The following is a 15,258-nucleotide window of genomic DNA, read 5'->3' as shown; positions in this document are numbered from 1 at the left end:
AATTGGAACGTTACCGAGGGGTAACTATCGATACCGACCCGGATGGTGGTTTCGGTGTTACCTACGGTGGGGTAGGTTTCCGCGCGTGCTTTCCCGCCCGCGTCCTCGTCTGCTCGCACCTCTTCTCGCCGCCGCGCTGGTCGGTGCCCTGACCGGGTGTTCGCTGCTCGACCGGGACGCGGCGGGCACGCCAGCGGCGCAACCGTCCGCTGGCACGGCGGGTGGCGGATCACAGCTGGAGATCCCCACCACGGTCGCCGCCGGCCAGGTGAGCCTGCTTCAGCGGCTCGGCGCCGACGGCCCGCTGCGCACCCTGAGCGTCGAACGGAACGGCGCGTGGCAGTGCCTCGACTGCGCCGGTGACGGGGTCACCTCCCGGGGCACGCTCGCCCCGGAGCTGACCGAACGGCTCCAGGTGCTGCTCGCCAACCCGGCGCTGACCACCGAGACCGATCAGGCCCGGAAGTACCGGACGACCTGCATCGACGCGCTGACGTCCAGCCTGCTCACCTCCACCGGGCTGATCACCTCGCAGGACTGCCCGGGCGAGGAGCGCACGGCGGTCGCCGGGGAGATCCTGCTGCTGCTCACCCAGGCGACCCCGGCCGAAGTCAACGGCTGACCCGCCGCGCCGGTGCGCGGGTCAGAGCACGGTGCACGGGTCGGAGCACCTTGCCGGGGTTGAGCAGGCCGGCCGGGTCCAGCGCCGACTTGATCGCCTGATGCACCCGGACGCCCACCGGCCCGATCTCCCGGGCCAGCCAGTCGCGCTTGAGCAGCCCCACCCCGTGCTCGCCGGTGCAGGTGCCGCCCAGGTCCAGGCCGAGGCGCATGATCTCGTCGAACGCCCGCCGACCCCGCTCCACGCTCGCCGGGTCGGCCCGGTCGACCACGATGTTCGGGTGCATGTTGCCGTCCCCGGCGTGCCCCACCACGCCGATCGGCACCTCGCACTCCGCCGCGATCCGGGCCACCCCGTCCAGCAGGGCGGCGAGCGAGCCGCGCGGCACCGCCACATCGTCAATGACCAGACCGCCGTTGCCGCCCGGGTAGGCATCGGCCGCGAACTTCTCCATCGCCGGATGCGCCAGCCGGCGGGCCTGCAACAGCGCTGCCGCCTCCACCGCGTCGGTGGCCGCGTAGACCTCGTCGGCGCCGGCCGCCTCGCACACCTCGGCCAGGCCGGCCAGGTCGTCGGCGGCCCGGGTACCGGTGTCCGCGGCGGCCAGCAGCAGGGCCTGCGCGTCGGTCCGCAGCCCCATCGGCTGGTACGCCTCGATCGCCCGCAGGTGGGTCTGGTCCAGCAGCTCCAGCAGGCTGGGGGTGAGCCCACGAGCCGCGATCGCGGCCACCGCCGCGCCGGCCGCGGCGGTGGACGGGAAGACCGCCACCAGGGTCAGCGAGTCGGCCGGTGCGGGCCGCAACGCCACGGTCACCTCGGTGATCACCCCGAGGGTGCCCTCCGAGCCGACGAAGAGCCGGGTCAGGTCGTAACCGGCCACCCCCTTGGCCGTACGCCGGCCGGTGCGCAGCACCTCCCCGGAGGCGAGCACCACCTCCAGGCCGAGCACGTACTCGGTGGTCACGCCGTACTTCACGCAGCACATGCCGCCCGCGTTGGTGGCCACGTTGCCGCCGATCGTGGACGACTCCCAGGAGCCGGGGTCCGGCGGGTACCAGAGCCCCTGCTTGGCGACCGCCCCGGCCAGTGCCGCGTTGACCACCCCTGGTTGGACCACCGCGATCCGGCTCACCGGGTCGATCTCCCGGATCTCGTCCATCGCGACGGTGCTGAGGACCACCGCGCCGTCCACCGCGTTCGCCGCGCCGGCCAACCCGGTCCGCGCGCCCTGCGGCACCACCGGTACGCCGTGCCGCGCCGCCGCCCGGACCACCGCGACCACCTGCTCGGTGGTGCGCGGGCGGGTCACCACCAGCGGCGTTCCGGCGGCGCAGAGGTCGGCCTCGTCCCGCTGGTGCATCCGCAGGAGGTCCGGGTCGGTGAGCACGGCGTTGTCACCGAGCGCGACGCGCAGGTCGTCGAGGAGAGTGGTGGGGGCCATGCAGCCGAGGCTAGGTCGCCGACCGCCGATCATCAACATGATCCACTGCGCGGGATAGCTTGGGCGCCATGCTCTATCTGGACCGGCCTGCCTGGCCGTGGCGCGGTCGGCTCTGGTCGCACCTGATCAGCGACGTCTCGTACGCCGAGCTGCACGCCTTCGCTGAGGCACTCGGCGCGCCCCGGCGCGGCTTCGACCGGGACCACTACGACATCCCGGCCGACCGGTTCGCGGCGGCGGTGTGGCTGGGTGCCCAGGTGGTGCCGAGCCGGGAGCTGGTCCGGTTGCTCCGCGCCGCCGGCCTGCGCCGCCCGAAGCACCTGGTCAGCCCGCGCCAGGCCCCGTGAGCGTGGCCAGCTCGCGGCGCACGTTGTCCCGGGCGGGCTCCTCCCACCGACTGGCCAGCGGCGGCAGCCGGAACAGCGCGGGCAGCGCCAGCAGGCTGGTCAACACCGCGGCCCGACCAGCCCGGAAGGCCGGCTCGGGCACATGGGCGTACTCCCGCCGGATGGCCGCCGCGTAACGGTCGTACGTGGCCGGCGGCGCGGCCAGCACGGCGAGGTCCGCATCGCAGAGCAGGGCGCCGTCCCGGTCGCCCGGTGCCACCGCGTGCCCGGCCGTGAGCAGCACCAGCCGGCGCACCTCGGCCACCGCGGGTGCCGGCACTCCGAGCCCGGCGAGCACGCTTTCGGCCAGCGCGGCGCTGTCCCGTTCGTTGGCGTCGCCGACGGCCCGTGGGTCGTAGACCGCGTCGTGGCACCAGGCCGCCAGCCGGACCACGTCGACCCGATCGGTCAGCCCGGCGTGCTGGTCCACCACGTCGAGCACTGCGCTCAGGTGGGCCACCGTGTGGTAGTGCCGGTGCGGCTCCCGCCATCGGGCGAGCAGCTGCTCCCCGGCCCGGGTCGACCCCGCGTCCGGCCTCGCGCCGGCACCCCGGACCGCCGCCCGCCATCGATCCAGCAGATCAGCCACCGCCCGAGTCTGCCGCATCGCGCCGGGGTGCGCGGCGCGGGAGGAATCATCAGGCCCACCACGGGTAGTCGCGCCCATGGCCGTGGCCCGGGACAAGCGACCTCCAGTGGTGCGACGTACCGCGCTGCGCCAAGGGCTGGTGGACGTCGACGGGGCACGGATCGCCGAGGCCACCGAGGAGCTGCGGCATCGCGGCCGGACCACCCTGCACGACCGGCTGCACCGGGTGCGGATGGCCGGCGGGCTGGCCGTACAGGCCGGGCTGGCGGCCGGGCTGGCGTACTTCATCTCGCACCGGGTGCTCGGCAACCCGCAGCCGGTCTTCGCGCCGATCTCGGCGGTCGGCACCCTGGCCGCGTCGGTCGGTCAGCGGTTCCGCCGGACCGTGGAGCTGATCGTCGGGGTGGCGATCGGGGTGGCCATCGGCGACCTCCTGATCTACCTGCTGGGCACCGGGGCATGGCAGCTCGGCCTGGTGGTGACGGTGGCGATCCTGCTCACCATCTTCGCCGGGGCCAGCGTGGCCATCGTCATCCAGGCGGCGGCCACAGCGGTGCTGATCGTGACGCTGAGCCCCTCCACCAAGGATCTGGAGATCCCCCGCTTCGTCGACGCGTTCCTCGGCGGTGGAATCGCGCTGCTGGTCACGGCGGTGCTGCTGCCGCTGAACCCGCTCCGGGTGATCAACCGGGCCGCCCGTCCGGCGCTGGACCTGCTCGCCACCCAACTCGACGCCACCGCCGACGGGCTGCGCAAACGGGACCGCGCCGGCACCCAGCAGGCGCTCGAACGGTTGCGCAACAACAAGGAGGAGTTGGCCACGTTGGCCGAGGCGATCGAGGGGGCCAAGGAGACCTCCACTCTCTCCCCGGCCCGCTGGCATCGGCGCGACGAGCTCACCCACTACGCGGAGGCGGCCGACCCGATCGACCGGGCGATGCGCAACACCGGCACGCTGATCCGCCGGGCCGTGACGCTGATCGAGGACGAGGAGCCGGTGCCCGATCCGATGCCGGACGCGATCGGCCACCTCGCCGAGTCGGTCCGGCTCCTCAAGCACGAGTTCGCCGTCGGTGAGGAACCGGAAAAGTCCAGGGAGCGGTCCCTGCGGGCGGTCAGCGAAGCCGGCCGGGCGTATGGCGCCGGGGTCGGCTTCTCGGGCAGCGTGGTGGTCGCCCAGATCCGGACCACTGCGAGCGACCTGCTGGTGGCCTCCGGGATCGAGCAGGAGGAGGCGAACCGGTGGATCCGTACCGCCTTCGGGGAGCAGGAGCGGCCGGTCGGTGAACCGGCCGAGCCGGGCGAGCCGCCGAAGCCGCCCACCGCCCCACCGGTCGGCTGACCGGGGCGCCTCATCCCAACTCAGCCCAAGGTGGCGAGCGCGGCGAGCAGCCGGTCCACCTGAGCGACGGTGCTGCCCAGGCCGATGCTGGCGCGCAACGCGGTGGGCGGCAGGTCCCGTCGGCCGGTTCGCCCCGCCGCCTCGGTGAGCAGGCGCCGGGCCAGCGGGTGGGCGCAGAACAGCCCGTCGCGTACGCCGATCCGGTGCTCGGCGGCCAGCCGTGTGGCGACGTCGGCGGAATCCCACCCGGCGACCACGAACGAGACGATGCCGACGCGCGGCGCGTCCGGGCCGAAGGTGCGCAACTCCACCACGTGCGGCAGGGCGGCGATGCCGGTCCGCAGTCGGGCCAGCAGCGCCTGCTCGTGGGCGGCCAGCGCGGCCCGGTCCGCCTCGTCGAGCGCCGCGCACACCGCGGCCAGTGCCACCGCGCCGAGCAGGTTCGGGGTGCCGCCCTCGTGCCGTGCCGTGCCGGTCGCCCAGGTCACGTCGTGCGTGGCTGGCCCGACGTTGCTGGTGGCGCCGCCACCGGCCAGGTACGGCGGGGCGGCGTCCAGCCAGTCCGCGCGGCCGATCAGCACCCCCGCACCGAACGGCGCGTACAGCTTGTGGCCGGACACGGCCAGGTAGTCGACGTCGAGCGTGAGCAGGTCGACCGGGGCGTGCGGGGCGAGTTGCGCGGCGTCGAGCACGATCCGGGCCCCATGCCGGTGGGCCACCCGGGCCAACTCGGCGACCGGCCACCGCTCGCCGGTCACGTTGCTCGCACCGGTCACCGCGACCAGCACCGGCAGCGCCGGGCTGCTGCCCCGGCGCAGCTCGGTGAGGGCGGCGGCGAGGTCGCGTACCGCCCCGTCCGGGCCGGTGGGCACCGGGAGCCGGACGGAGCCGCGCGGCCAGGGCAGCAGGTTCGCGTGATGCTCGCCGGCGAAAGTGACCACGGTCGTGCCGGCGGGCAGCGCCCGGGCCAGCAGGTTGAGCGCGTCAGTGGTGTTGCGGGTGAAGATCACGTGATCGTCGGCGCGGGCGCCGAAGAAGTCGCCGACCGTCTGCCGGGCCTGCTCGTATTCCAGGGTGCAGCGCCGGGACAACGCTCCCGCGCCACGGTGCACGCTGGCGTACCAGGGCAGCAGCTCAGCCACCGCGTCGGCGGCGGCCCGCGCGCACGGCGCGCTCGCCGCGTAGTCCAGGTTGATCTCGCCCGGTACGCCGAGGACGTCGAGCGGCCGCGACGAAGCCGCTGCGGGCGCGGTGTCGAAGCGGGTGGGCAGCGAGGGAACGAGGGTGACGGACACGCCGGAACCTCCGGGGTCAGGGACCCCGGGTGCACAGTCGGGACGGGGTCCGCGCTTGCCCAGCGCACCGATCGGGCTGGGCCCGGTCATCACCCGGGGCACCCCACCGCGAACTCGACGAGGGTTGCCGGCCAGCAAGCCGGGGCTTGATGCTGGCGCTCGTGACCAGCCAGCAGCATAGCGGCTGTGGATGCGAGCGGACCAGCCGGCAATGGATGGCTACGCTGACCGCATGGCCGACACCCCGCCCGGTTCACCGCTGCCGTCGTCGCCCGCACCCGCAGCCCCGCCCGTCGGCGAGGCGCCCCGGATGCCGCTGCGCCGACTGGGCTGGCGGCGGTTCCTGGTGCTGGCCGGGGTGGTGCTGTTCATCGCCGCCTGCGCGGTGTTCATGGTCTTCACGCTGGGCCAGTCGCTCGGCCTGCAAGCCCTGCTGATCGGGGTGGTCGCCGCCATCCTGCCGGTGCCGGTGCTGGTCGCCTGCTTCCTCTGGCTGGACCGGTACGAACCGGAGCCGCTCAAGTATTTGATCTTCTGCTTCGCCTGGGGGGCGTTCGTCTCCACGGCCGCCTCGCTCACGGTGAACGAGTTCGCCGCCAACCGCTTCGCCGACTGGGGCCTGCCGTCCGCGCTCACCGGGGTGCTGGTCGCGCCGTTCATCGAGGAGCTGACCAAGGCCCTGGGCCCGATCCTGCTGCTGGTGTTCCGCCGCCGGGAGTGGTCCGGGATCACCGACGGCCTGGTCTACTGCGGGCTCTCCGCCGTCGGCTTCGCCATGGTGGAGAACATCCTCTACCTGGGCGGGTACGGCTTTGCGGCCGGCGCCGACCGGTACGGCCCGGCGACCGGCGCGCAGCAGGTCATCGCGATCTTCATCGTACGGATCCTGCTGTTCGGGTTCGCCCACCCGCTTTTCACCTCGATGACCGGTGTGGGGCTGGGCATCGCGGCCCGGACGGCAGACCGGCGGGTCCGGGTGCTCGCCCCGATCGGCGGCCTGCTGCTGGCGATGATGCTGCACGGCACGTGGAACCTGCTGCCCACGCTGACCCAGGCCACCGGCGAGGCAGTGATCATGCTGTACGGCTTCCTGGGCCTGATGGTGCCGGTCTTCTTCGGCATGGTGGGGCTCGCGGTGTGGCTGCGCGCCTGGGAGGGGCGGCTCACGGAGCGGACACTGCCGGACTACGTACGCGCCGGCTGGCTGAGCCCGCCCGAGGTGGCCGCCCTGAGCAGCCTCGGCAGACGACACGCGGCCCGCAGTTGGGCCCGGCGGGTGGCTGGGGACGCCGGGGCGCGGGCGATGCGCGGCTACCAGTTCGCCGCCACCCGGCTGGCCCTGCTGCGCGACGGGACACTGCGCGGCCTGGACCGCAAACCCGCCGATCAGGAGCGGACCGCCCGCGAGGAGCGTGAGTTGCTGGACGCGATCAGCGCGTACCGGTCGTTCTTCGTGGGTCGGGACCCGCAGGCCCCGGTCGGGGTCTGGGACGGCAGCCGCTACCACCTGCGCTTCCCGGACGGGACCCAGCGTCCGGTCGCCGCGCCGGACGAGCCGGTGGTGCCGATCCCGGTGGTGCTGGCCCCTGCTCCGCCTCCGATGGGCTACGCCCCGCCCGGCTGGCCCGGCCTGCGGCCGGGGGCGCCCTGGCCGCCCGGTCACCCCTGACGGCTGGCGGCTTACTGCTGGCGGCTTGCGGCTCAGGTCATCAGGGTTGCGGCTCAGGTCATCAGGGTGGTGAGGAAATCACCGAAGCCCTGGAACATCGCGATCAGCGCGGCACCGATCGCCTTGAACATCTGCGCCGCGCCGTCCGGCCGGAAGGCCATGAAGTAGATCAGGAACGCGACACTGCCCCAGGTCAACAGCTTCTTCACGAATACTGGCATCGTCCCTCCCCAGGGCCACGGTCGCCGGATGGCTTCCCGTCGTGCGGCCGGGCAAACGGCGCGCCTGGGGGAGGTGCGTCAGAGGTAGAGGCCGGTGGAGTCGTTCTCGATCCGCTCGGCGGCCACGGCGTGCACGTCCCGCTCCCGCAGCAGCACGTACCCGCGGCCGTGTAGCTCGACCTCGGAGCGGTCGTCCGGGTCGAAGAGCACCCGGTCGCCGGAGACGATGGCACGTACGTTCGGCCCGACCCCGACCGTGGTGGCCCACGCGAGGCGCTTGCCGACCGCGGCGGTCGCCGGGATGACGATGCCCGCGGTGGAGCGACGTTCGCCCTCGCTGCCCTCCATACGGACCAGCACGCGGTCATGCAGCAGACGGATCGGCAGGCCGGCGTCGAGATCGTTGTCGGCGGTCACGCCGCAGACGCTACCGTGCGGCCGACGACGGGCTGCCGGTGGTTACGCCGGAGGTGCGCGGGGCAATGTGTGGCGGAACTGCCCTACGGTGTCGGGAACGGACGTATGCTGTCCGACCTGTCGTCGTGGGCGGACCATTTCTTCTGCCAGGAGGTGCGCTTGAGCCGCTTCGAGCGAGTACGCGGGCGGCTCCGCCGTGCCTACCAGTCGGGACGGGAGTCGGTCCGCGCCGACGAGAGCTCGTCGAATGACGCGCTGAGCGACGTGTCGGAGTCGGCCCAGGTGGCTTCGCCAGCCGTGCCGGGGCCGACCGCACCGCCGACGGCCACGGTCGTCGGCGCGGAACCTCCGGTGGACCTGCACAGCTCGACCTCCAGCCGGGACGACGCCGACGTTCCGCACGGGCTGCGGATCGCCGCCGCGTGGTGCTGGCGCCTGATCGTGATCGGTGTGGTGGCCTGGGCCCTGCTCAGGATCGTCGGCACGATCAAGATCGTGATCATTCCGCTGGCCATCGCGCTGCTGCTCTCCGCGCTGCTCGCGCCAGCGGTGGGCTGGCTGTTGCGGGCTCGACTGCCCCGGTCGCTGGCGACGGCGGTGGTGCTGGTCGGTGGCCTGGCCGGGGTGATCGGCACGCTGACGCTGGTCGTCAACGAGTTCATTCGCGGTGTGCCGGAGCTGAGCGAGAAGTCCTCGGAGGGCGTCCGGCAGATCCAGAACTGGCTGAAGACGGGCCCGCTGCACCTCTCCGACACCCAGCTCAACCGTTACATCGACGAGGCGCAGGGCTGGATCAACGACAACACCTCGAAGTTCACCAGTGGTGCGCTGAGCACCGCCGCGACGCTGGCCGAGGTGCTGACCGGCACGCTGCTGGTGCTCTTCGCGACGTTCTTCTTCCTGCGTGACGGCAACCGGATCTGGCGTTTCCTGGTCCGGCTGCTGCCGGTGGCCGCCCGGTGGAAGGTCGACGACGCGGGCCGCGCCTCCTGGCAGACGCTTGTCGCCTACGTCCGCGCGACAGTGCTGGTCGCCTTCATCGACGCGGTCGGCATCGGCATCTTCCTGGTCGTCTTCGACATCCCGTTCGCCTTCCCGCTGGCCGCGCTGGTCTTCCTCGGCGCGTTCATCCCGATCGTCGGTGCGGCGCTCTCCGGTGGCGTGGCGGTGTTGGTGGCGCTGGTCGACAGCGGCCCGGTCACCGCGTTGATCATCCTGGGCGCCGTGATCGGTGTGCAGCAGATCGAGGGGCACGTGCTCCAGCCGCTGATCATGGGGCGGGCGGTCGCCCTTCACCCGCTCGCGGTCATCATCGGCATCGCCGCCGGGGTCGTCCTCGCCGGCATCACCGGCGCGCTGGTCTCGGTGCCGCTCATCGCAGTGCTGAACACCGCCGTCCGCCGGCTGGCCGCCCGAACGGTCCCGGACACCCCGCCCGATGCCGTGGTCGTCGCCGCACAGGCGCCCTGACACACCGCGCGGCGCCGTCGTCGCGGTGAAGATCGTGCAGTTTCCTGGAAAGAGTGGCCTCCCGCTGACTGGAGGCCACTCTTTCCTTGATGTTGCGCGATCTTGGGAGAGTGGATGTTGCGCGATCTTTGGGGGCGTGCAGCCGGGACGCCGGCAAGGACCCGCGTCAGGAAGTGGCTAGGCGTTGCAGGGCGCCACGGGCCACCTCGGGACGGGTGGTGTACCAGAACGGCGGCAGCGAGCGGCGCAGGAACGGCCCGTAGCCGCGGGCCGTCTCCAGCCGGGAGTCGAGCACCGCGACCACGCCCCGGTCGCCGTTCGCCCGGATCAACCGGCCCACGCCCTGAGCCAGCCGCACCGCCGCGATCGGCACGCTGACCGCGGCGAAGCCGGAGCCGCCGCCCGCGTCCACAGCGGCGGCGCGGGCGGCGGCCAGCGGCTCGTCCGGGCGTGGGAAGGGCAGCCGGTCGATGACCACGAGCTGGCACGCGTCACCCGGCACATCCACCCCCTGCCAGAGCGACATCACCCCGAACAGGCAGCTGGCACGCTCCTCGCGGAATCGCCGGACCAGCAACGGCAGCGACTCCTCACCCTGCAGCAACACCGGCAGGTCGGTCCGCGCGCGCAACAGCTCCGCCGCCTGCTGCGCGGCCCGCCGGGAGGAGAAGAGCCCGAGAGTACGACCACCGAGTGCTTCGACCAGCGCGAGCAGCTCCTCTCCGGCAGCCTCGGGCAGCCCGGAGACGCTGGGGCGGGGCAGATGCGCGGCGACGTACAGGATGCCCTGCCGGGCGTAGTCGAACGGCGACCCCACGTCCAGCGACCGCCAACCCGGACCTTCTGTCGCCGGGACGGTGGCACCCGGAATGGCGTCGGCGGCCAGCCGTCGGCCCGGCGTCTCGGCGGCCGGGCGACCCGGGCCGGTGCGGGCGGCCAGCGCGGCGGCAGCCGGAGACGCCGGAACCGGCGGCGCGTCCAGCCCGAGGGCGCGGGCCACCGTGTCGAAACGGCCGCCCAGCGCCAGGGTCGCCGAGGTGGCGACGACGGTGCGTTCGTCGTACAGGTGGGTGGCGAGGGTGCCGGCCACCGACAGTGGCGCGACCACCAGCGCCCGCCGGCTGCCGCTGTCGTTCTTCTCCACCCAGGCCACGTCGTGGTCGGCCTCCTCCAGCAACCGTTGCGCGGTGGTGGAGAGCTCGTCCAGCGCAGCCTTGGCCTGCTGCTTGCGGACCGGGTCGGAGTCATCGGACTTGATCTCGCCGATCGCGTCCAGCGCGGAACGGGTCGCCGCGTCGAGCAGCGTGCACGCCTCCCGCAGTGGCGTCGGCAGCCCGGCGGTGAGCCGCCCGGCCGGCGCCTCGGCCAGCCCGACCGCGAGGGCGTCGCCGGCGGCGGTGAGCGCCTCGGCGGTCTCCGGCCGCAGCAGAGGGCGGGCCCGCCGGGTGGACCTGTCGATCAGATCCGGCACCAGCTCCGCCTGGGCCGCGGAGGAGACCCGGTCGGCCAGCTCGTGTGCCTCGTCGACGATGAGCAGCTTGTGCGGCGGCACGATGTGCCGGTCGGCGAGCATGTCGACCGCGAGCAGGCTGTGGTTGGTCACCACGATGTCGGCTTCACGGGCCCGGGCCCGCGACGCCTCGGCGAAGCACTCCTGCCCGAACGGGCACCGGGTCGCCCCGACGCACTCCCGGGCTGGCATCGACACCAGCCGCCAGGCCTGATCGTCGACGCCCGGGTCCAGCTCGTCCCGGTCGCCGGTGGCCGTCTTCTCGGCCCAGTCGCGCAGCCGTTCGACCTGCTTGCCCAGCCGGCCCGCCTCACCGAGCCACTTCGTCCCCCCGCCGGGACGAGCGGCCGGGGCGTCGAAGAGGGTGTCCTCCGGCTCCTCCTCGGTGGAGTTGTCCAGGCGGGCGAGGCAGAGGTAGTGGTGGCGCCCCTTGAGCACCGCGAAGGTGGGCCGGCGCCCGAGCAGCGGCTCGACCGCGTCGGCCAGCCGGGGCAGGTCGTGGTCGACCAGCTGGGACTGCAACGCCAGGGTGGCGGTGGAGACCACCACCGGGCCGTCCACGGTGAGCGCTGGCGCGAGGTAGGCCAACGACTTGCCGGTGCCGGTGCCCGCCTGCACGAGCAGATGCTCGCGGCCGGCCACGCACTCCTCGATCGCGGTGGTCATCTGCTGCTGGCCGGGGCGTTCCGCGCCGCCGGGCACCGCGCCGACCGCCGCCGCCAGCAGCTCCGTGCCGCTGGGCCGGGCACCCCGCCGCCGGCTCCCGGCACGGGCCGACGGGGTGGCGGAACCGGTGGCGGTGCGGGGCGGAGTCACCGTGCGACGGTACCCGGCGCCGCAGACACCGGCCGCGCCCATCCGCCGCGTGGCGCGATGTCGGCCTGGCCCGGTCGGCGTGGTCGGTGCCGTCCGGTTACGGCCGCGCTACGACGCGTGGGCAGTATCGGTTAGGGTGCGAATCATGCCGAGCGACGTGGTCCGAGTGATCTACCGCAAGTACGACGGCAGCGCCCACCGCGACTACCCGGCCCGTCGCCTCACCGAGGACGACCTCGGCGTCTGGCTCGGCGTGCCCGAAGGCACCCAGTCGGTCTACCACGGCCGGCCGTCGGTGGAGAAGATTCCGTTCGTGCTGCTGGTGCCGCATCGCTCCTGGTGGACGGCCATGTTCAACCCGCCGCCCCGCACCAGCGAGGTCTACTGCGACATCACCACCCCGGCCCACTGGGAATCCGAGGACACCGTCCACCTCATCGACCTGGACCTGGACGTGGTCCGGCGTCGGGCCACCGGCCTGGTGGAGCTGCTTGACGAGGACGAGTTCGCCGAGCACCGGGCCCGGTTCGGCTACCCGGACGACGTGGTGGTCGAGGCCGAAGCGGCGGCCCACCGGCTGTTCGGGGCGCTCGGCGACGGCAGCGAGCCGTTCGCCACCTCGTACCGCAAATGGTTGGCCCTGGTGGTCTGACGCCGCACGCCCGGCCGGGCCGGCTCACCAGCGCGGTGGCCAGCGGTCGTCCTCACCCAGCGGCGGCAGGCCGGCCAGTTTCTCCGGATTGGACTGGTTGTAGATGGCGGTGATCCGCCCCTGGTCCACCGCGAATGCGGTCACCAGGCGCATCGGCCGCCCGTCGCTGTGCACCGTCTCCGTCTGTAGGCCGAGCACGCCGTCGACCAGCACCGGCCGGGCCCCCAACCGCTGGGCGTACCGGCCGGCCTGGCCGAGCACGCCGAGCGCGAAGCGGCCCACCGCGTTCGCGCCGACCACCGGCCGGCGGGCCGTGGGGAAGTGCCCGCCCGAGTCGCCGACGAAGACCACGTCCGGCGCGAGCACCTGGAGCAGTTGGTCCAGCTCGCCGGACTCGGTGGCGGCGACGAACGCTCGGAGCACCCGGCGCTGCTCGGCCGGGTCCGCGGTGTGCCGGGGCACGTCCGGCGCGGTGACCGCCCGACGTGCCCGGGAGGCGAGCTGCCGGGCGGCCACCTCGGTGGTGCCGAGCACGTCGGCGACGCGGGCGAACGGCACCGCGAACACGTCATGCAGCACGAGGGCGACCCGCTGCTCCGGTGCGAGTCGCTCCAGCACCACCAACAGCGCCGTGCCGACCTGGTCGGTGCGGACCGCCCGCTCCGCCGGGTCGGGCGCGTACCCGTCGGTCGGCGGCGTGCCCAACGGGCTCACCACCGGCTCCGGCAGCCACTGCCCGGGGTACGCCTCCCGACGGACCCGGGCGGAGCGGAGCACGTCCAGGCAGATCCGCGCACAGGTGGTGGTCAACCACGCGGACAGCTCACGGATCTCGGCGCGAGCCGCTGGGCTGGCGAGCGCCCCGGCGTAGCGCAGCCAGGTCTCCTGCACCGCGTCCTCCGCCTCGCTGCGGCTGCCCAGCATCCGGTGGGCCACCGCGAGCAGCCGGCTCCGCTCGGCCTCGAACTCCGTCGCCAGGTCCCGCACGACCCACCACCCTTTCCGGTCGGCGCCGTCCTGGCGTACATCCTGCCGCCGACGGGTCGCGCCGGCAGCCCCGGGTGGCGGCCGGCCGTCACCCGGCGGTGCCCTCGGCAGGCGGATGGACTGCGGGTGGGCGATGATCCGTGGATGAGCGCACCCCAGCAAGGGCAGATCGTGGCGCCGAACGGCGGCTCCGTCCGGGAGCTGCTGCGGGTCACCGCACCGGTGGATCTCGGCGCGATCGACCCGCGGTCCACGCCCGGCCTGCCGGCGACGGCGGGGCGCGGCGAGCGCCGTAAGGCGTGGGCCCGCGAGCAGGTGGAGTTGGTCGGCGGCGAGCTGGGCCGGCAGCAGGAGATGCTCTTCGCGATGGCCAATGCCGGGTCGGACCGGCCGGCGCGTCGCGTGCTGCTGGTGCTCCAGGCGATGGACTGCGGTGGCAAGGACGGCACGATCAAGCGAGTGGCCGGCGCGATGAACCCGCTGGGCCTGCACATCCGCTCGTTCGGTCCGCCGACCCCGCAGGAGTTGCGGCACGACTTCCTCTGGCGGATCCGCCGGGCGCTGCCGCCAGCGGGGTACGTCGGGATGTTCAACCGTTCGCACTACGAGGACGTGTTGATCGCCCGGGTCGGCTCGCTCGTGCCGGAGGCGACCTGGCGGGCCCGCTATGACGACATCAACTCGTTCGAGCGGCAGCTGACCGGGGACGGCGTGACCCTGATCAAGGTGATGCTGCACATCTCGTACGCCGAGCAGGGCAAGCGCCTGCTGGAACGGCTCACCGACCCGCACAAGCACTGGAAGTACAACCCCTCGGACGTCGACTCCCGGGCCCAGTGGGACGACTACCAGGCCGCGTACGCCGGGGCCCTCAGCCGGTGCGCCACGGACGCCGCGCCCTGGTTCGTGGTGCCGGCGGACCGCAAGTGGTACCGGGACTGGGCGGTGGCCCACCTGTTGCGGGAGACGTTCGACACGCTTGATCTGGGGTATCCGGCTGCCGATTTCGACGTGGCGCACGAGCGGGAGCGCTTGCTTGCTGGGGGAGCGGGTGCGGGTGGGACGGCCGAGATGAACAGCAGGTGAACGAGCGGTGAATGAGGCCTGGCCAGGGGTGGGCCGCCGAATTCGCGGTTCTGCCGTTTCCTAGCATTCACCGGGCGGGCGCTCATCGGGCACCGCCACCCTTCCACCGACGCGACGAGGTCTGTGCTGTGAAGTTTTCCTTCCGCCCCACCGAGGGCGCCTTCTACGAGCTCTTCACCAGGGCCGCGCAGAACCTGGTCCGGGGCACCGCGCTGCTGAACGAACTGGCCCTGCCCGGCGTTGACGTGCAGTCGGTCAGCGAGCGGCTGACCGAGGTCGAGCACGACAGCGACCAGATCACCCACGACCTGTACAAGAAGATCAACTCGACCTTCATCACCCCGTTCGACCGGGAGGACATCTACCGGCTCGGCTCGCTGCTGGACGACGTGATGGACCACCTGGAAGCGGTGGGCGACCTGCTCTACCTGTACGGGCTGACCGAGCTTCCGGCGCTGCCCCGCGAGCTGCACGAGATGGTGAACGTGCTCGACCAGCAGGCCAAGTTGACCGCCGACGCGATGCCGCGGCTGAAGTCGATGAAGGACCTGGAGGACTACTGGATCGAGTGCAACCGGCTGGAGAACGAGGGCGACCGGATCAACCGGCAGCTGCTCGTCCGCCTCTTCTCCGGCGAGTACGACGCGTTGACGGTGCTGAAGATGAAGGAGGTGGCCGACGAGCTGGAGGCCGCCTGCGACGCCTTCGAGCACGTGGCCAACACCGTCGAGACCATCGCCGTCAAGGAGTCCTGA

The 15,258-nt window shown here is 73.0% G+C and carries 15 protein-coding genes and 1 riboswitch; of the genes, 8 read left to right on the top strand and 7 right to left on the bottom strand.

Features of this window, described 5'->3' with window-relative positions:
* Positions 1-85: 85 nt before the first annotated feature.
* Entirely contained in the window at positions 86-622 is a 537-nt protein-coding gene (locus ABZS37_RS10555; protein ID WP_355167601.1) for a hypothetical protein, read from the top strand.
* Here ABZS37_RS10555 and ABZS37_RS10550 read toward each other — a convergent pair.
* A complete protein-coding gene (locus tag ABZS37_RS10550; RefSeq protein WP_355167599.1) occupies positions 612-2,063 on the bottom strand; it encodes an FAD-linked oxidase C-terminal domain-containing protein in 1,452 nt (483 codons plus the stop codon). The two genes, ABZS37_RS10555 and ABZS37_RS10550, sit on opposite strands and share 11 nt — an antisense overlap.
* Before the next feature lie 68 nt (positions 2,064-2,131).
* On the opposite strand from ABZS37_RS10550, the gene ABZS37_RS10545 reads away from it, so the two are divergent.
* Complete coding sequence (locus tag ABZS37_RS10545; RefSeq protein ID WP_355167597.1) at positions 2,132-2,410, top strand: DUF4031 domain-containing protein; 279 nt, start codon at positions 2,132-2,134, stop codon at positions 2,408-2,410.
* Here the strand turns inward: ABZS37_RS10545 and ABZS37_RS10540 are convergent.
* Positions 2,388-3,038 (bottom strand): metal-dependent phosphohydrolase, encoded by a 651-nt coding sequence (locus tag ABZS37_RS10540; protein ID WP_355167595.1) that lies wholly within the window; start codon positions 3,036-3,038, stop codon positions 2,388-2,390. The genes ABZS37_RS10545 and ABZS37_RS10540 overlap by 23 nt on opposite strands.
* A gap of 139 nt (positions 3,039-3,177) precedes the next feature.
* On the opposite strand from ABZS37_RS10540, the gene ABZS37_RS10535 reads away from it, so the two are divergent.
* A complete protein-coding gene (locus ABZS37_RS10535; RefSeq protein WP_355167813.1) occupies positions 3,178-4,380 on the top strand; it encodes an FUSC family protein in 1,203 nt (400 codons plus the stop codon).
* 20 nt (positions 4,381-4,400) lie between these two features.
* On the opposite strand, the gene ABZS37_RS10530 is transcribed toward ABZS37_RS10535, so the two are convergent.
* Entirely contained in the window at positions 4,401-5,651 is a 1,251-nt protein-coding gene (locus ABZS37_RS10530) for an aminotransferase class V-fold PLP-dependent enzyme (protein ID WP_355167811.1), read from the bottom strand.
* Positions 5,652-5,721: 70 nt separating this feature from the next.
* A riboswitch (SAM riboswitch) is annotated at positions 5,722-5,842 on the bottom strand.
* Positions 5,843-5,865: 23 nt separating this feature from the next.
* Here ABZS37_RS10530 and ABZS37_RS10525 point away from each other — a divergent pair.
* Entirely contained in the window at positions 5,866-7,344 is a 1,479-nt protein-coding gene (locus tag ABZS37_RS10525; RefSeq protein ID WP_355167593.1) for a PrsW family intramembrane metalloprotease, read from the top strand.
* 53 nt (positions 7,345-7,397) lie between these two features.
* On the opposite strand, the gene ABZS37_RS10520 is transcribed toward ABZS37_RS10525, so the two are convergent.
* Both ABZS37_RS10520 and ABZS37_RS10515 read right to left on the bottom strand, forming a co-directional pair.
* Positions 7,398-7,565, bottom strand: coding sequence for a hypothetical protein (locus ABZS37_RS10520; RefSeq protein WP_167454707.1), 168 nt, complete (start codon positions 7,563-7,565; stop codon positions 7,398-7,400).
* A 78-nt stretch (positions 7,566-7,643) separates the two neighbouring features.
* Positions 7,644-7,982: a co-chaperone GroES gene (locus ABZS37_RS10515; protein ID WP_354994466.1), complete on the bottom strand. Its 339-nt coding sequence runs from the start codon at positions 7,980-7,982 to the stop codon at positions 7,644-7,646.
* Between the two features lie 105 nt (positions 7,983-8,087).
* On the opposite strand from ABZS37_RS10515, the gene ABZS37_RS10510 reads away from it, so the two are divergent.
* Positions 8,088-9,452 (top strand): AI-2E family transporter, encoded by a 1,365-nt coding sequence (locus ABZS37_RS10510; RefSeq protein WP_355167591.1) that lies wholly within the window; start codon positions 8,088-8,090, stop codon positions 9,450-9,452.
* A gap of 166 nt (positions 9,453-9,618) precedes the next feature.
* Here the strand turns inward: ABZS37_RS10510 and ABZS37_RS10505 are convergent, their stop codons facing one another.
* Positions 9,619-11,820 (bottom strand): ATP-dependent DNA helicase, encoded by a 2,202-nt coding sequence (locus ABZS37_RS10505; protein WP_355167589.1) that lies wholly within the window; start codon positions 11,818-11,820, stop codon positions 9,619-9,621.
* A 103-nt stretch (positions 11,821-11,923) separates the two neighbouring features.
* On the opposite strand from ABZS37_RS10505, the gene ABZS37_RS10500 reads away from it, so the two are divergent.
* Complete coding sequence (locus ABZS37_RS10500) at positions 11,924-12,430, top strand: DUF402 domain-containing protein (RefSeq protein WP_355167587.1); 507 nt, start codon at positions 11,924-11,926, stop codon at positions 12,428-12,430.
* A gap of 24 nt (positions 12,431-12,454) precedes the next feature.
* Here the strand turns inward: ABZS37_RS10500 and sigJ are convergent, their stop codons facing one another.
* Positions 12,455-13,417 (bottom strand): RNA polymerase sigma factor SigJ, encoded by a 963-nt coding sequence (gene sigJ, locus ABZS37_RS10495; protein ID WP_355167585.1) that lies wholly within the window; start codon positions 13,415-13,417, stop codon positions 12,455-12,457.
* 144 nt (positions 13,418-13,561) lie between these two features.
* Here sigJ and ABZS37_RS10490 point away from each other — a divergent pair, with 144 nt between their 5' ends.
* Positions 13,562-14,503 carry a PPK2 family polyphosphate kinase gene (locus ABZS37_RS10490; RefSeq protein ID WP_355167583.1) on the top strand — a complete coding sequence of 314 codons (942 nt, stop codon included), beginning with the start codon at positions 13,562-13,564 and terminating at the stop codon, positions 14,501-14,503.
* Positions 14,504-14,631: 128 nt separating this feature from the next.
* Positions 14,632-15,258: a DUF47 family protein gene (locus ABZS37_RS10485; protein ID WP_053655020.1), complete on the top strand. Its 627-nt coding sequence runs from the start codon at positions 14,632-14,634 to the stop codon at positions 15,256-15,258.

This window comes from Micromonospora sp. NPDC005413 (genome assembly GCF_040606435.1).
Classification (GTDB): Bacteria; Actinomycetota; Actinomycetes; order Mycobacteriales; family Micromonosporaceae; genus Micromonospora.
Note: the sequence above shows the minus strand (reverse complement) of the source record. Positions and strands in the feature narration are given on the sequence as shown.